The sequence below is a fragment of the Erwinia sp. Leaf53 genome (assembly GCF_001422605.1).
Taxonomy (GTDB): domain Bacteria; phylum Pseudomonadota; class Gammaproteobacteria; order Enterobacterales; family Enterobacteriaceae; genus Erwinia.
In genome coordinates, this window is sequence record NZ_LMLK01000023.1 from 383,207 (window position 1) to 399,857 (window position 16,651).

A 16,651-nucleotide genomic window follows, 5' to 3' on the forward strand; every position below is an offset into this window, starting at 1 on the left:
GGAGACAGGATGATGAACGACAATGGAATGAAGGAAATACTCAGTTCGCTAATTCATTTTTTTAGCCAGAGTAATGAACCCTGGGGGATCAGGGATCGTGAATCCAAATTCATATTTGTTAATAAACGGCATAATCAACTGTTGGGGATTTCGGAGAAATTCAATTATGAAGGGCGGGTTGATGAAGACATTCCCTGCAGCCTGTCTCAGTTTGGCAATGAGTTTCGCCAGCACGATCGTAAGACGGAAATTTCTGGTGACAAAGTAACCGCTCTTGAGATCCATCCTTTTGAAAACCAGAGTTATCTTCAGCCCTGGTTCTTCGATAAATTTCCACTGTATGACGTAACAGGCGAGTGCAGGGGGACCGTCTGGCATGGAAGACCTGTCGAAAATGTAATTCTCACTCGCCTGAATAAGATAAAAATCCCTACTTCACTGGTATTCACTCCTCCGTCAAAGGTATTCAGCGACCGCGAATGGGAGATCCTCTTCTACCTGCTGCAGACCTACTCGGTCAAAGAGATCGCCGTCTGTCTCGGGTTATCTCAGCGCACCGTCGGCAACTATGTGCAGAGCATGTACGAAAAAATCGGCGTCAATAACAAGCGCGGATTGATTGAGTACTGCCATGATAACAACATCAATAACTATATCCCACAAAGCTTCTTTAAACGCTGTGAGTCAATACCGCTGATTGATTAATAAAAACTGGCCAGATTTTACGGGCCAGTTTTCTGACTTTCTTGCGAAATACCGTGTTAAACCTTAAATTCAGGTATGGTCAATCAGGTCATCGAACAACGTCCTGTCACTGGAAACGTGTGATTCCGGACAGAGAAACAGAAAGCTCAGATCGGTGATCGCCCGCATCTGGTGGGCGGTACCGGGATAAATACAGAATACTGATCCCGCTTTTACCGGATTGACACGTTTATTATGCAGCTGCTGACCTTTCACGTCGGCTGTCCAGATTTCTCCCTCACCGGACAGCACGATGTACCACTCTTCACCCACCGTGTGGCTGTGGCAGCCGATACGATGACCGCGCTTGATCTCTGAGCCCCAGGCGTTGATGCCCTGCTTAGAAATCAGCCGCGATATCGCGATATTAACGGCGGGATCGGTTTTGGCGTTAAGTGTGGTAAATTCGGCAATATCAATCATCAGACTATTCCTTGTGAACGTGCAGTGCCAATTTATCCTGGCGGATTGCGTGATCCAGTAATTAGCGCTCAGTGCTTTGACCAGACTTGTGTAATATCACCCGCCTGTTTAGCCTTATCATCTCACCGGTGTCAGCATTCCAGGCAAATACCTCGCCATGCTCTGGCTCTGTCGTAGCCGATCGTGGCGTAATAACCTCAATAACCGGATCGTCGGAAGAAACCGTTCGGGTTCTGCCTTCTTCAATAGCGCGGATTAGCCTGGCGGCGCGTTCCTGCTGGCGAACCCGGTATTGTTCATAATGGGTCATAGAATCTGGGTGTTCGTAAGACATTTGCTCTCCCTGATGGGTCAAGTCCCACTTCAATGGTATATCCTGTCAGTCTTTTCCTGGAAATAAACCGGCAATACAGGTTCATGAGTTTATGGTCGGCTGGGGAAAAAGTGTAAAGACCGACATTAAATTGAGTATAGTGATCAAAAATTACTCTTTCAACGCATTTCATTACACGTGTACCGCTACCGGGTGGAAGCAGTGCAACTCTTTTGAAAGGTGTGTGATTTAACCTGTTACTCTTGGTGTCGAAATTTACATCATAGTGATGCGCATACGTGGGTAATAGCAATTCTGCTGGTAGAAGTGCGGCGCAATCATAAGAATTTTCTTTAGTTATCTCTGTAAAAAATACCTCATAGTGAATATCGCAGACGCTGAATCTCGCTACTTGCTCCCTGGGTAAGCCGAACGCTGATAACTCGTCAAAGTATGTCATATCGCTTCTTATTCCTCCCTGTTAGTTATGCAGTTATGATGCGAAGGGGTATATAAGAACAATACGTTTTAACTTGCTGAAAATCACTGAAACGTCTGAATTACGCCTGAAGCAGCTTCACAATATAAGAAACTAATTTTCGTTTAACGTGCGATGGAGCCTGCGCAGAAGGGGATGCAGCCATAAAAAAAGGGCCTGTGGCAAGCCACAAACCCTTTTTCAGCAGCGGCGCTTAACGCCGCGAGAACTTAGCCTTCAGCCTGTTTAGACTGAATCGCCGTCAGGGCGATGGTGTAGACGATATCGTCCACCAGCGCGCCGCGTGACAGGTCGTTGACCGGCTTGCGCATACCCTGCAGCATCGGCCCGATGGAGATCAGGTCGGCTGAACGCTGTACCGCTTTGTAGGTGGTGTTACCGGTGTTCAGGTCCGGGAAGATAAACACCGTGGCACGGCCGGCCACCGGCGAGTTTGGCGCCTTGGATTTGGCAACGTCGTCCATGATTGCAGCGTCATACTGCAGCGGGCCGTCGATCACCAGGTCAGGGCGTTTCTCTTTGGCGATGCGGGTGGCTTCGCGGACTTTTTCCACGTCGCTGCCGGCACCGGAGTTACCGGTAGAGTAGGAGATCATCGCCACGCGCGGCTCGATGCCAAACGCCAGCGCCGAGTCGGCGGACTGAATGGCGATCTCGGCCAGCTGCTCCGGGTTCGGGTCCGGGTTGATCGCACAGTCACCGTACACCAGCACCTGCTCAGGCAGCAGCATAAAGAACACCGACGACACCAGCGAGCTGTTTGGCGCGGTTTTGATCAGCTGCAGCGGCGGACGAATGGTGTTAGCGGTGGTGTGCACCGCACCGGAGACCAGGCCGTCTACTTCGCCCGCTTCCAGCATCATGGTGCCGAGCATCACGTTGTCTTCCAGCTGCTCCTGCGCCACCACTTCGGTCATGCCCTTGCTTTTACGCAGCTCAACCAGGCGCGGCACGTAGTTATCACGCACCACCACCGGGTCAACGATTTCGATGCCTTTGCCCAGCTCGACGCCCTGCGCCGCAGCGACGCGCTGGATCTCTTCCGGGTTACCCAGCAGTACGCAGGTGGCGATGCCACGGTCGGCACAGATTGAAGCTGCCTTCACGGTACGCGGCTCGTCGCCTTCCGGCAGCACGATGCGTTTGCCGGCTTTACGCGCCAGCTCGGTCAGCTGGTAGCGGAACGCCGGTGGTGACAGGCGGCGGCTGCGCTCGGAGGTGGCGGTCAGCGACTCGATCCACTCGGCGTCGATATGGCTGGCCACGTACTCCTGTACGCGCTCGACGCGCAGGGTATCGTCGCTCGGCACTTCCAGGTTGAAGCTCTGCAGGCTCAGTGAGGTCTGCCAGGTGTTGGTGTCGACCATAAACACCGGCAGGCCGGTCTGGAAGGCACGTTCACACAGCTTCTGAATCGGTGCGTCGATGGCGTAACCGCCGGTCAGCAGGATGGCACCGATCTCGACGCCGTTCATCGCCGCCAGGCAGGCGGCCACCAGCACGTCAGGGCGGTCGGCCGAGGTCACCAGCAGCGAGCCCGGACGGAAGTGTTCCAGCATATGCGGCAGGCTGCGCGCGCAGAAGGTCACCGACTTCACGCGGCGGGTGGCGATATCGCCCTCGTTGATCACGCGCGCGTTCAGATGGCGGCACATATCAATTGCACGGGTGGCGATCAGCTCGAAGCTCCACGGCACGCAGCCCAGCACCGGTAGCGGGCTGTTGGCAAACAGCTGCTTTGGATCGACATTGGCCACGCTGGCCTTGGTGGAGTCGTCAAAGATTTCAGACAGGTCAGGGCGGGTACGACCCTGCTCATCGACCGGGGCGTTCAGCTTGTTAATGATAACGCCGGTGATGCTTTTGTTCTTGTTGCCGCCAAAGCTGCTCTGGGTAACTTCGATGCGCTCTTTCAGCTGCGCCGGCGAGTCGTTACCCAGCGCGGTGACAAAGACGATCTCCGCGTTCAGCGTTTTCGCGATCTCATAGTTCAGCGCCTGGGCGAACTGGTGCTTACGCGTCGGCACCAGGCCTTCCACCAGCACCACTTCCGCATCCTGGGTATTGGCGTGGTAACGGGCGATGATCTCTTCCATCAGCACGTCCTGCTGGTTAGCGCCCAGCAGTGATTCCACGCGGCTCATCGCCAGCGGCTCGGCGGCCGGGATGGAGGAGTTTTTACGGATGATGGTGGTGGTCTGATCCGGGTTATCACCGCCGCTGCGCGGCTGGGCAATCGGCTTGAACACGCTCAGGCGCACGCCTTTACGTTCCATCGCACGGATTACACCCAGGCTGACGCTGGTCAGGCCGACGCTGGTGCCGGTAGGGATCAACATAATAGTACGGGACACATTTACCTCTCTTACCGCCGCCCTGGTGCGCGGTGCGCCGGGCGGGCAATCAAACTGTTCTGGCGCTGAAAACAACTCCGTCAGCCTGGGCTGACGGAGAGAGACGATTTAAGCGGTCAGGCGGCTGGCGTCCTGCGCGATGACCAACTCTTCGTTGGTTGGGATCACGATGGCCGGGCGGGTGCCTTCTTTATTGATAAAGCCGGACTTGCCGAAGCGGGCGGCCAGGTTGCGGTCGTGATCCACGGCAAAGCCGAGCAGGCCCAGTTTGTTCAGCGACAGCTCGCGCACCAGCGCCGAGTTCTCGCCGATACCGCCGGTGAAGATCACCGCATCCAGGCGGCCATCCATCAGCGCACTGTAAGAGCCGATGTACTTGGCCAGACGGTGGCAGTAAACGTCCAGCGCGCGTTTCGCATCCGCTTTGCTGTCGTAGTTATCTTCCACGTAACGGCAGTCGCTGGTGACTTCGGTCAGGCCCAGCAGGCCGGACTCTTTGGTCAGCAACTTGTTGATCGCGTCCACGCTCATGCCGAGGGTGTCGTGCAGGAAGAACACCACCGCCGGGTCGATGTCGCCGCTGCGGGTGCCCATCACCAGGCCTTCCAGCGGGGTCAGGCCCATTGAGGTGTCTACGCACTCGCCGTTACGGATGGCGGAAACGGAGCCGCCGTTACCGAGGTGGCAGGTAATGATGTTCACTTCGTTGACCGGCTTGTTCAGAACCTTAGCCGCTTCCTGTGTGACATAGAAGTGGCTGGTACCGTGCGCGCCGTAGCGACGTACGCCATGCTCTTTGTAAAGTTTGTACGGCAGGGCGTAAAGATAAGACTCTTCTGGCATGGTCTGATGGAAAGCGGTGTCGAAAACTGCCACATTCTTATCGGCCAGCTGCGGGAAGTTTTTCAGCGCTTCTTCAATCCCGATCAGGTGTGCCGGGTTGTGCAGCGGTGCGAAAGAGGAGGCGTCTTTAATGCCCTGAATCACCGACTCGTCAATCACCACTGACTGGGTCAGCTTCTCGCCGCCGTGGACGATGCGGTGGCCGATTGAGGTAATCTGCGCAGAGAGTTCTGGTTTTTGTGCCAGAATATTGTTAACCATGAAGTTCAGCGCTTCGCTGTGGGCTGCGCCGGCACCTAATGCCGCTTCCTGTTTGGCGCCATCCAGTTTCCACTTGATGCGCGCTTCCGGCAGGTGGAAGCATTCAGCCAGACCTGACAGATACTCGTCACCGTTGGACGGATCGATAATCGCAAACTTCAGGGAAGAACTACCGCAGTTCAGAACCAGTACTAACTTACTCGACATGGAAGGTCCTATAGATTAAAAGTGGCGAAAATAAACTCACACAGTGAAGCGTAGCGCATGAAAGCTGGTACATTAATGACTGAAGTCATACTGAGCTCAGCTTTCTCCCGCGATCCGCAAAATTTTTTGGATATTTTACAGGATTTTTTTAAATGCTGTCTGCTTTTTAATGACCTGTTAAATTGTCGATCGCAGGCTATCCGCACAGCGTTCGAAAACGCGCACAGGATAACCACAGTGGCTCACAAAGACAAAATGTTTTGAATCATGTTATGTAAAGTTGTTAGGTTGCAGAATTTTTTTAATTTTTATGACAGAAGTTGAGGTCCGCCATGGCGAATGAGTCCGGCTCCGTGGGTTGGTTCAGGCTGTTTCAGCTTGGCCAGCACTATATGAAAACCTGGCCTGCTGACAAGCGTCTGGCCCCAATGTTTCCTGAAAATCGTATCGTGCGCGTTACGCGCTTCGCGATCCGGATTATGCCTCCGGTGGCGATTTTCACTCTCTGCTGGCAGATCGCACTGGGCGGCCAGCTTGGCCCGGCGATTGCCACCGCGCTGTTCGCCTGCAGTCTGCCGATGCAGGGGCTGTGGTGGCTGGGCAAGCGTTCGGTGACGCCGCTGCCGCCGACCCTGCTCAGCTGGTTTAACGACGTGCGCGATAAGCTGCAGGCCGCCGGGCAGGCGATTGCGCCGGTTGAAGGTAAACCTACCTATCAGTCGCTGGCCGACGTGCTGAAGCGCGCCTTCAGGCAGCTGGATAAAACCTTCCTCGACGATCTCTGACGCCCGATAAGGAAACATGCAGTGAAGAGTAAAGGCTTTTTATTTGATTTAGACGGTACGCTGGTGGATTCGCTGGCGGTGGTTGAGCAGTCCTGGATCATCTGGGGCGAACGCCACGGTATTGCGGCGGACGAGATCCTCGCCTTTATCCACGGCAAGCAGGCGATTACCTCGCTGCGCCACTTTATGCCGGGTGCCTCCGAAGAGGCGATCCGCGCCGAGTTCCTCTGGCTGGAGCAGCTGGAAGCGACCGAAACGGAGGGGATCGTGGCGCTGCCGGGGGCGCTGGCGCTGCTGGCGACCCTCGACGAGCTGGCTATTCCCTGGGCGATCGTGACCTCGGGATCGGTGCCGGTGGCCAGCGCCCGTCACCGCGTGGCCGGGCTGCCGCAGCCGCACGCCTTTGTCACCGCTGAGCGCGTGACGCGCGGTAAGCCGGAGCCGGACGCCTATCTGCTCGGCGCGCAGCTGCTGGAGCTGGAGCCGGAACAGTGCGTGGTGGTGGAAGACGCCGCCGCCGGTATCCTTTCCGGGCTGGCCGCCGGCTGCCACGTGATCGCCGTCAACGCTCCGGCCGACGCGCCGCGGCTTGAGGACGTGGATATGGCGCTGAGCTCGCTGGAAGAGCTGATTATCCATAAAGATGCAGAAGGTTTCGTGCACGTCCACCGCCGCCACTGACCGCCGATTCAGCTAGCATCAGAGCACTGAGTATTTATCCTCTCAGTGCTTTTTTTCTTTTCTGACCTGCCCTGTGTCTGATGCGGCTTACAGCGACTCCTGACTAATCTCATCCAGCGATAAGCTGAAGCTCGGCACAAATACGGTCATAAAGTAGTCCATCTCCGGGCTGTGGCGCTGGGCGAGGGTTTTCTCCAGCCGCGCCTTGGCCAGCAGGAACTCGTTGTTACCCGCCGACAGCTCCTCCAGGCACTTCAGATAAGCGCAAAGCGCGTCCGCCTGTTTGACGATGGCGGTCTCCGCCTCGCTGTGCTGTTGCTCATCTATCAGCGGTGCCCAGGCCGAACGCAGCTCTTCCGGCAGCATTTCGATCAGCTTCTGCTGGGCAATCTTCTCAATCTTTTTGTATTCGTGGGCGATTTGCGCGTTGTAGTACTTAACGGGCGTCGGCAGGTCGCCGGTCAGCACTTCGCTGGCATCATGATAAATGGCCATCATCGCGATACGGTCGGCGTTGAGGTTGCCGTTGAATTTCTTATTTTTAATCACCGCCAGCGCGTGGGCGACCATGGCCACCTGCAGGCTGTGCTCGGAGACGTTTTCGGTGCGCACGTTGCGCATCAGCGGCCAGCGGTTGATCAGCTTCAGGCGCGAGAGGTGGGCGAAAAAATGACTCTGGTTCATGATGTTGCCTCTGCTGGAAATGACAGAGAGCGGGGTTACCGCTCTCTGTTAACGTACGGAAAACACAAGGAACGCGGGGGTTACAGCTGGCGGTATCCGCCGAGGAAGCGACCAAACTTGTTAATCGCCATCTCAAGGTCATCAACGCGCGGCAGGGTGACGATGCGCACGTGATCCGGCCACGGCCAGTTAAACGCGGTGCCCTGCACCAGCAGCACTTTTTCCTGCAGCAGGAAGTCCAGCACCATCTTCTGGTCGTCGTGGATGTTGAACTTTTTCGCGTCAATTTTTGGGAACATATACAGCGCGCCCTGCGGCTTCACGCAACTGACGCCGGGGATCTCATTAATCAGCTCCCATGCGCGGTTGCGTTGTTCATACAGTCGGCCGCCGGGCTGAATAAATTCACTAATGCTCTGATAGCCGCCGAGCGCGGTCTGGATCGCGTGTTGCGCCGGGACGTTGGCGCACAGGCGCATTGAGGCCAGCATCTCCAGCCCTTCAATATAGCCTTTGGCGTGTTTCTTCGGCCCGTTCAGCACCATCCAGCCCTGACGGAAGCCCGCCACGCGGTAGGTTTTTGATAAACCGTTAAAAGTGATGGTCAGCAGGTCCGGCGCCAGCGCAGCAATCGAGTGGTGCTGGGCGGCGTCATACAGAATTTTGTCGTAGATTTCGTCGGCGAAGATAATCAGGTTATGTTCGCGGGCGATCTCAACCACCTGCAGCAGCAGCTCTTTGCTGTATACCGCACCGGTCGGGTTGTTCGGGTTAATGATCACAATGCCGCGGGTACGCGGGGTGATCTTGCTGCGGATATCGTCGAGGTCCGGGAACCAGCCGGCAGATTCGTCGCACAGATAGTGCACGGCCTTGCCACTGGAGAGCGAAACGGCGGCGGTCCACAGCGGGTAGTCCGGGGCGGGGACCAGCATCTCATCACCGCTGTTCAGCAGCGCCTGCATCGACTGAACAATCAACTCTGACACGCCGTTGCCGATATAGATATCTTCCACGGTCATGTCACGCATGCCGCGTGCCTGGTAGTGCTGCATGATCGCTTTCCGCGCCGAGTAGAGGCCCTTGGAGTCGCAGTAGCCTTGCGCGCTCGGCAGGTTACGGATCACGTCAACCAGGATTTCGTCCGGGGCTTCAAAACCAAAGGGGGCAGGGTTACCGATGTTCAGCTTTAGGACTTTATTACCTTCTTCTTCGAGGCGTTTGGCTTCTTTCAACACCGGGCCGCGAATGTCGTAACACACATTATCCAGTTTGCTGGATTTATCAATTGGGGTCATCTTCTGTCACCTTGACTGGCAGAAAGCCATTTTCCGCCGGGAAAATTGAAACATCACACAATGTACTCCTCTCCCCGGTGCTTTTGAAGGGCGGCGGCAGGCTTTGACAGGTTAAAGGACGTTTTTTCCGGCAACTGGCAGAGTGGTGACGAACAGGGGTTTAAGGTGACATTTCGTGCTTGTAAAGCGGCGTTCGTCGATACTAATAGCTGCCTGAGCCAGTTCCGGTATAGACTCTTGCCCCCTCAACGGCAGACTACGTATCTGTAACTCTCCCGTTTAGGTAAAAAATGATGGATTAATGATAAAGTAAACAGTCAAACAAGCCTTATTTGTCTGTCTGTTTTTTGCTCAATTCGTCGATTGTGTAAAAGTTGAACGACCGGCGGGTCGGGTTTGACGTTATGCCTCCGGCACCAGAGCGAAGGCAAAAAAAATCGGATTTGCCCAATTTTTTGCCTGCTTTCGGCGGGTGACCGACTAAATCATACTTTAGTGATGAGAATAATCATCCTGGGGCTTAAAAAGTAGACGGCAGTATGTCAGGATACCTTTCAGGAGACTTTGTAGCGGGCGAGCCGGTGTCGCGGGGAATGAAAAAATGCTTTTTATACCCCTGAAGCTTAAGTGACACTTAACTTTTTAGCTGTTTCCACAGCGTTCTGGTAATTTAATTTTCAGGGTTGTTTTAGACCCATCATTCCCCCTCTCAACACGTCATTGAGTCATCTCGGGGGAGCAATAACGACAACGACGCGGCTTCCTGCAACTTATGGGTTAGTACTGCGTGCATTAATGATGTATCAGACGGAAGAACCTTTTCCACTTTAGCGATGCGGCTGGCGCGTGATGTGTCAGTGCAGGCGGGAGACCAGGTCCTTCACGTCAGCGAATGAAAGTAATGCATCGGGCAATGTTTCATTGCTTAGCACTATCGCCATTGCGCACTAGTTATCGCCTTATCCCATTGATAGGGCTGGTAATACCAGGGTAGCTGTTTGTATAAAAAACTTATAAAGTGAAGAAAAACATGACTAACGCAAATCGTCCGATACTCAATCTCGACCTCGATCTGCTGAGAACCTTTGTTGCCGTTGCCGATCTGAATACCTTTGCGGCGGCGGCGGCGGCGGTCTGCAGAACGCAGTCGGCAGTCAGCCAGCAGATGCAACGACTGGAGCAACTGGTCGGCAAAGAGCTGTTTGCCCGACATGGGCGTAATAAGCTGCTCACTGAACATGGGATTCAGCTACTGGGTTATGCCAGAAAAATCCTGCGCTTCAATGATGAAGCCTGCACCTCGCTGATGTACAGCAACATTCAGGGTGTACTGACTATCGGGGCGTCTGACGACACCTCCGATACCATCCTGCCGTTCCTGCTTAACCGCGTTACCTCGGTCTATCCGAAACTGGCGATTGACGTTCGGGTGAAGCGCAATCCGTTTATGATGGAGATGCTCAATCAGGGCGAGGTCGACCTGGTGGTGACCACCTCCAGCCCGGGTAACTTTACCTGGCAGGTGCTGCGTACCTCGCCAACGCTGTGGTACTGCGCGGCGGATTACATCTTCCAGCGTGGCGAAGCGATTCCTCTGGTGCTGCTGGATGAGCCAAGCCCGTACCGTGACATGGCCATCGACCATCTGAACGAAGCGGGTATCCCGTGGCGCATCTCCTACGTGGCCTCGACCCTGGCGGCGGTCCGCGCGGCGGTGAAAGCCGGCCTCGGCGTGACGGCGCGTCCGGTCGAGATGATGAGCCCGGAACTGCGCGTGATGGGGGCGGCGGAAGGCCTGCCGCCGCTGCCGGATACGGAGTACCTGCTGTGCCGTAATCCGCAGAGCGATAACGAGCTGGCGCTGGCAATCTTCAACGCAATGGAGTCGGGTAACGATCCGTACAGCCTGGCGGTGACGCCGACGACTGACGGTGCCGTCTTCCTTGACGAAGAAGAGTGACTGTTAACGTAAACGATTATTTTTCTCATTAGTCAGTCGCTGCTGCCCGTTTAAATGATTAAAAAAGGCCTTTCGTGTGAAATGTTCACCGAAAGGCCTTTTTATTGTGATTAATTCTGTCTGAACCTCCCGGTTAAAGCGCATTTCGCCATTCACCTGCTGCAAAAGCAGACGTTAAGCCAAATCGACATTCTTCCTTCCTGGTATGAATCAATTGGTTCAATTATTGAATTGATTTAGCCCCCCCGAGTCGCCTGTTTTTGATGCGAAAAAGATAAAAGTGTGTCCTGGATCAAAAAAATAACCCCATTAAGGGGCAGGAAAACGTGACTAATCCTGCCAAAATAGACAAATTCATAGACCTGTTTCCTGCAAGGATTTGCTCGCTGCACTATGATCACATGATGCCACTGACACGATTTAGCGCTTTTTTTAGGCACTAATTGTTAATGTGGTGTTGCGGCTGTAAATTAATGTGCGAATACATTTGTCTAAGTTGACAAAAGGTTAGTGAAAGGAGTAAAAAACCCCATAAAGTTGCTGGCTACTCTGGTGACAGCAAAATTTATAAGGTTTTTTCATTCTTCCCTTGAATCGTTGTGGTGTTGTTAACTGCCAGCATAGAGCAGGACGCGAGACACCACTTTTGGTGAGTAAGCAAAGGTATGTCAACAACCACAGAAGTCGTCGCCCATCATTGGGCATTTGCTGTTTTTCTCGTCGTCTCCATCGGCCTCTGTTGCCTGATGTTAGCCGGAGCATGGTTCCTCGGCTCAAAAGCCCGCGGAAGGCATACAAACACCCCTTTTGAATCCGGGATCGCCTCCGTTGGCAGCGCCAAACTGCGCCTGTCCGCCAAGTTCTATCTGGTCGCGATGTTCTTCGTCATCTTCGACGTTGAGGCCCTCTATCTCTATGCATGGTCGACTGCCATTCGCGAAAGCGGCTGGGTCGGCTTTGTAGAAGCCGCCATTTTCATTTTGGTTCTGCTTGCTGGCCTGGTTTACCTGGTTCGCATCGGCGCGCTGGACTGGGCACCGCCCCGTCGTCGCTTTGATGTGAAGAAGACCACCATTTCGCATTCCAATCGTCATACGCAGTAACAGCGAGGCACAACACATGGACTATACGCTCACTCGCGTAGACCCCAACGGCGAAAACGACCGTTATCCCCTGCAGAAACAGGAGATCGTCACCGATCCCCTGGAAAAGCACGTTCATCAAAGCGTCTACATGGGCAAGCTGGAACACGCCATGCACGACATGGTGAACTGGGGGCGCAAAAACTCACTCTGGCCGTTTAACTTCGGTCTTTCCTGTTGCTACGTCGAAATGACCACTTCGTTCACTGCGGTGCACGATGTGGCGCGTTTTGGCTCGGAAGTGATTCGTGCGTCGCCGCGTCAGGCCGATTTCATGGTGGTGGCGGGGACCTGCTTCACCAAGATGGCCCCGGTAGTGCAGCGCCTGTATGACCAGATGCTGGAACCTAAGTGGGTGATTTCAATGGGTGCCTGTGCCAACTCCGGCGGCATGTATGACATCTACTCCGTGGTGCAGGGCGTTGATAAGTTCCTGCCTGTGGATGTGTACATCCCTGGCTGCCCGCCGCGCCCGGAAGCCTACATGCAGGCGCTGCTGCTGCTGCAGGAGTCGATCGGCAAAGAGCGCCGTCCGCTGTCGTGGGTGGTGGGCGATCAGGGGGTTTATCGCGCCAATATGCAGTCTGAGCGCGAACGCAAACAGGCAGAGCGCATCGCGGTGACTAACCTGCGAACCCCTGACGAAATTTAAGACAGCAGTTTATGGATGTGGTCAATCAAGCGCGCAAAACAACACTAAGTCATCTGCGCTGACCCACCTGACGCCAACACTGAGTGCCTGTGTGACAGGCCAGCATGGTGAATAACCTATGACAGATTTAACCACGCAAGATCTCGCTCAGCCTTTATGGCAAACCCGTGATCACCAGGATGATCCGGTGATCGGCGAGCTGCGTAACCGCTTTGGACCGGATGCCTTTACCGTGCAGCCTACCCGCACCGGTGTGCCGGTGGTCTGGGTGCGTCGTGAGCAGTTACTGGAAGTTATTGAGTTCCTGCGCAAGCTGCCAAAACCCTACGTCATGCTGTATGACCTGCATGGCATGGACGAGCGCCTGCGTACCCACCGCGACGGTTTACCGGCCGCGGATTTTTCCGTTTTCTACCATTTCATCTCCATTGAACGCAACCGCGACATTATGCTCAAGGTGGCGTTGTCTGAAAATGACCTGCATGTGCCGACCATTACCAAAATTTTCCCGAATGCCAACTGGTATGAGCGCGAAACCTGGGAGATGTTCGGTATCGACGTGGTTGGTCACCCGCACCTGACGCGCATCATGATGCCGCAGACGTGGGAAGGGCACCCGCTGAGGAAAGACTACCCGGCGCGCGCCACCGAGTTTGACCCGTATGAGCTGACGAAGCAGAAAGAAGATCTGGAGATGGAGTCGCTGACCTTCAAGCCGGAAGAGTGGGGCATGAAGCGCAGCACGGCCAATGAGGACTTTATGTTCCTCAACCTTGGCCCGAACCACCCGTCAGCGCACGGTGCGTTCCGCATCATCCTGCAGCTGGACGGCGAAGAGATCGTCGACTGCGTGCCGGACATCGGTTACCACCACCGCGGTGCGGAAAAGATGGGCGAACGCCAGTCCTGGCACAGCTACATTCCGTATACTGACCGCATCGAGTATCTCGGCGGCTGCGTGAACGAAATGCCGTACGTGCTGGCGGTAGAAAAACTGGCCGGTATCAAAGTGCCCGAGCGCGTGGACGTGATCCGCGTGATGCTATCAGAGCTGTTCCGTATCAACAGCCACCTGCTGTATATCTCGACCTTTATTCAGGACGTTGGTGCCATGTCACCGGTGTTCTTTGCCTTTACCGACCGCCAGAAAATTTATGACGTAGTGGAAGCCATCACCGGTTTCCGTATGCACCCGGCCTGGTTCCGCATCGGCGGTGTGGCGCATGACCTGCCGAAAGGCTGGGAACGCCTGCTGCGCGAATTCCTCGACTGGATGCCAAAGCGTCTGAAAGCCTACGAACAGACCGCGCTGAAGAACTCGGTGCTGATTGCCCGTTCCAAAGGCGTTTCCGCCTACAACATGGAAGAGGCCCTGGCGTGGGGCACTACCGGTGCTGGCCTGCGCGCCACCGGTCTCGACTTTGACGTGCGTAAATGGCGTCCGTACTCCGGTTACGAGAACTTCGACTTTGAAGTGCCGATCGGTGATGGCGTCAGCTGTGCTTACACCCGTGTGATGCTGAAGATGGAAGAGATGCGCCAGAGTATGCGCATTCTGGAGCAGTGCCTGAAGAACATGCCGGCAGGCCCGTTCAAAGCCGACCATCCGCTGACCACGCCGCCGCCGAAAGAGCGCACGCTGCAGCATATCGAAACCCTGATCACTCACTTCCTGCAGGTTTCCTGGGGCCCGGTAATGCCGGCCAACGAATCCTTCCAGATGATTGAGGCGACCAAAGGGATCAACAGTTACTACCTGACCAGCGACGGCAGCACCATGAGCTACCGCACCCGCGTGCGCACGCCGAGCTTCCCGCACCTGCAGCAGATCCCTTCGGTGATCAACGGCAGCCTGGTATCCGACCTGATCGTATACCTCGGTAGTATTGATTTTGTTATGTCAGACGTGGACCGCTAATTATGCACGATCAACGAATTGCGATCGAAACGATCGAAGTTACTGAAGCTTTCATGCTGAGTGCGACAGAGCGCGACGCCATCGAGCATGAGAAGCACCACTACGAAGATGCCCGTGCCGCCTCTATTGAAGCGCTGAAAATCGTACAGAAGCAGCGCGGCTGGGTGCCGGACGGCGCGATCGGTGCCATTGCCGACGTACTGGGCATCCCGGCCAGCGACGTTGAAGGCGTTGCCACCTTTTACAGCCAGATCTACCGCACGCCGGTGGGTCGCCATGTGATCCGTTACTGTGACAGCGTGGTGTGCCATATCACCGGCTATCAGGGGATCCAGACGGCGCTGGAAGAGAATCTGCATATCAAGCCAGGCCAGACTACCGCGGACGGGCGTTTTACCCTGCTGCCAACCTGCTGCCTCGGTAACTGCGACAAAGGGCCGGTAATGATGGTGGGTGATGATACCCACGTGCATCTGACCCCGGAAGGTATCGTCAAATTACTGGAGCAGTATCAATGAGACAGATCGTGCGTACTGCCGAAACCCATCCGCTGACCTGGCGGATGCGTGAGGATAAGGCACCGGTATTTTTTGACGAATACCGCAGCAAAAACGGTTATGCCGGCGCGGAAAAAGCGCTGAAAAGCATGTCACCGGAAGAGATCGTCAATGCGGTTAAAGACTCCGGCCTGAAAGGGCGCGGCGGTGCCGGCTTCTCCACCGGCCTGAAGTGGAGCCTGATGCCGAAAGACGAGTCCATGAACATCCGTTACCTGCTGTGTAACGCCGATGAGATGGAACCGGGCACCTATAAAGACCGTCTGCTGATGGAGCAGATGCCACACCAGCTGGTGGAAGGCATGCTGATCAGCGCCTTCGCGCTGAAAACCTACCGCGGCTACATCTTCCTGCGCGGCGAGTATATCGAGGCGGCGGAAAACCTGCGCCGCGCGATTGCCGAAGCCACCGAAGCGGGCCTGCTGGGTAAAAATATCCTCGGCACCGGCTTTGACTTCGAGCTGATGGTCCACACCGGTGCCGGCCGCTACATCTGCGGTGAAGAGACGGCGCTGATTAACTCGCTGGAAGGCCGCCGCGCCAACCCGCGCTCCAAGCCGCCGTTCCCGGCCTCGGCCGGTGCCTGGGGCAAGCCGACCTGCGTAAATAACGTGGAAACCCTCTCCAACGTGCCGGCGATCCTTGCCAACGGCGTGGAGTGGTACAAGAACATCTCTACCAGCGACGACGCCGGTACCAAAATGATGGGCTTCTCTGGCCGGGTGAAAAACCCGGGCGTCTGGGAACTGCCGTTTGGCACCACCGCGCGCGAGATCCTCGAAGAGTACGCCGGCGGCATGCGTGACGGGCTGAAGTTTAAAGCCTGGCAGCCGGGCGGTGCCGGGACCGACTTCCTCACCGAGCAGCACCTCGACCTGCCGATGGAGTTTGCCACCATTGGCAAAGCCGGCAGCCGTCTGGGTACCGCGCTGGCGATGGCGGTGGACCACGAGATCAATATGGTGTCGCTGGTGCGTAACCTGGAAGAGTTCTTCGCCCGCGAATCCTGCGGCTGGTGTACGCCCTGCCGCGATGGCCTGCCGTGGAGCGTCAAAATTCTGCGCGCGCTGGAGCGTAAGCAGGGGCAGCCTGGGGATATTGAAACCCTGCTGCAACTCTGCCGCCAGCTCGGCCCGGGTAAAACCTTCTGTGCGCATGCGCCTGGTGCGGTAGAGCCGCTGCAGAGCGCCATTAAATACTTCCGCGAAGAGTTCGAAGCGGGGATGGCGCCTCAGGTTTACAGCAACGCTCACGCAATTAGCGGCATCCAGCCCAACCTGTTAAAGGCGCGCTGGTAAGCAAAGTTTAACGCCCGTTTATGACGGGCCTT

14 protein-coding genes and 1 pseudogene are annotated in these 16,651 nt (G+C 55.6%); 9 read left to right on the top strand and 6 right to left on the bottom strand.

From position 1 onward, the window contains the following. Positions 1–9 precede the first annotated feature (9 nt). Positions 10–705, top strand: a complete 696-nt coding sequence (locus ASF13_RS18005) for a helix-turn-helix transcriptional regulator (RefSeq protein ID WP_369814394.1) — start codon at positions 10–12, stop codon at positions 703–705. 69 nt (positions 706–774) lie between these two features. Here the strand turns inward: ASF13_RS18005 and ASF13_RS18010 are convergent, their stop codons facing one another. From ASF13_RS18010 to ackA, 4 genes are all read right to left on the bottom strand, one after another. Continuing rightward, positions 775–1,167, bottom strand: a complete 393-nt coding sequence (locus tag ASF13_RS18010; RefSeq protein WP_056239477.1) for a cupin domain-containing protein — start codon at positions 1,165–1,167, stop codon at positions 775–777. A gap of 61 nt (positions 1,168–1,228) precedes the next feature. After that, positions 1,229–1,501 carry a hypothetical protein gene (locus tag ASF13_RS18015; RefSeq protein WP_156365618.1) on the bottom strand — a complete coding sequence of 91 codons (273 nt, stop codon included), beginning with the start codon at positions 1,499–1,501 and terminating at the stop codon, positions 1,229–1,231. 687 nt (positions 1,502–2,188) lie between these two features. Then, the gene (gene pta, locus ASF13_RS18020; protein ID WP_101505249.1) at positions 2,189–4,333 is read right to left on the bottom strand and encodes a phosphate acetyltransferase; all 2,145 of its coding nucleotides are present in this window, start codon (positions 4,331–4,333) and stop codon (positions 2,189–2,191) included. A 108-nt stretch (positions 4,334–4,441) separates the two neighbouring features. After that, entirely contained in the window at positions 4,442–5,644 is a 1,203-nt protein-coding gene (gene ackA, locus ASF13_RS18025; protein ID WP_056239486.1) for an acetate kinase, read from the bottom strand. A 332-nt stretch (positions 5,645–5,976) separates the two neighbouring features. On the opposite strand from ackA, the gene yfbV reads away from it, so the two are divergent. Continuing rightward, on the top strand, positions 5,977–6,429 hold the full coding sequence (gene yfbV, locus ASF13_RS18030) for a terminus macrodomain insulation protein YfbV (RefSeq protein WP_056239488.1): 453 nt from the start codon (positions 5,977–5,979) through the stop codon (positions 6,427–6,429). Between the two features lie 21 nt (positions 6,430–6,450). Further along, positions 6,451–7,110 (top strand): sugar phosphatase, encoded by a 660-nt coding sequence (locus ASF13_RS18035; protein ID WP_056239492.1) that lies wholly within the window; start codon positions 6,451–6,453, stop codon positions 7,108–7,110. Positions 7,111–7,197: 87 nt separating this feature from the next. Here ASF13_RS18035 and yfbR read toward each other — a convergent pair whose 3' ends face one another. Both yfbR and ASF13_RS18045 read right to left on the bottom strand, forming a co-directional pair. After that, positions 7,198–7,794 (bottom strand): 5'-deoxynucleotidase, encoded by a 597-nt coding sequence (yfbR, locus tag ASF13_RS18040; protein ID WP_056239495.1) that lies wholly within the window; start codon positions 7,792–7,794, stop codon positions 7,198–7,200. Between the two features lie 80 nt (positions 7,795–7,874). Beyond that, entirely contained in the window at positions 7,875–9,092 is a 1,218-nt protein-coding gene (locus ASF13_RS18045) for a pyridoxal phosphate-dependent aminotransferase (protein ID WP_056239498.1), read from the bottom strand. A 1,030-nt stretch (positions 9,093–10,122) separates the two neighbouring features. On the opposite strand from ASF13_RS18045, the gene lrhA reads away from it, so the two are divergent. The 6 genes and pseudogenes from lrhA (at position 10,123) to nuoF (ending at position 16,619) form a co-directional block, all read left to right on the top strand. Further along, on the top strand, positions 10,123–11,052 hold the full coding sequence (gene lrhA, locus ASF13_RS18050) for a transcriptional regulator LrhA (RefSeq protein ID WP_056239501.1): 930 nt from the start codon (positions 10,123–10,125) through the stop codon (positions 11,050–11,052). Positions 11,053–11,717: 665 nt separating this feature from the next. After that, on the top strand, positions 11,718–12,155 hold the full coding sequence (locus tag ASF13_RS18055) for an NADH-quinone oxidoreductase subunit A (protein ID WP_056239504.1): 438 nt from the start codon (positions 11,718–11,720) through the stop codon (positions 12,153–12,155). Positions 12,156–12,171: 16 nt separating this feature from the next. Next, complete coding sequence (locus tag ASF13_RS18060) at positions 12,172–12,846, top strand: NADH-quinone oxidoreductase subunit B family protein (RefSeq protein ID WP_056239505.1); 675 nt, start codon at positions 12,172–12,174, stop codon at positions 12,844–12,846. 104 nt (positions 12,847–12,950) lie between these two features. Continuing rightward, positions 12,951–14,764, top strand: a pseudogene (gene nuoC / locus ASF13_RS18065) (NADH-quinone oxidoreductase subunit C/D). 2 nt (positions 14,765–14,766) lie between these two features. Then, positions 14,767–15,282, top strand: a complete 516-nt coding sequence (gene nuoE, locus ASF13_RS18070; RefSeq protein WP_056239511.1) for an NADH-quinone oxidoreductase subunit NuoE — start codon at positions 14,767–14,769, stop codon at positions 15,280–15,282. After that, positions 15,279–16,619 carry an NADH-quinone oxidoreductase subunit NuoF gene (nuoF, locus tag ASF13_RS18075; protein ID WP_056239514.1) on the top strand — a complete coding sequence of 447 codons (1,341 nt, stop codon included), beginning with the start codon at positions 15,279–15,281 and terminating at the stop codon, positions 16,617–16,619. Before nuoE ends, nuoF begins: the two co-directional genes overlap by 4 nt. Positions 16,620–16,651: the final 32 nt, after the last annotated feature.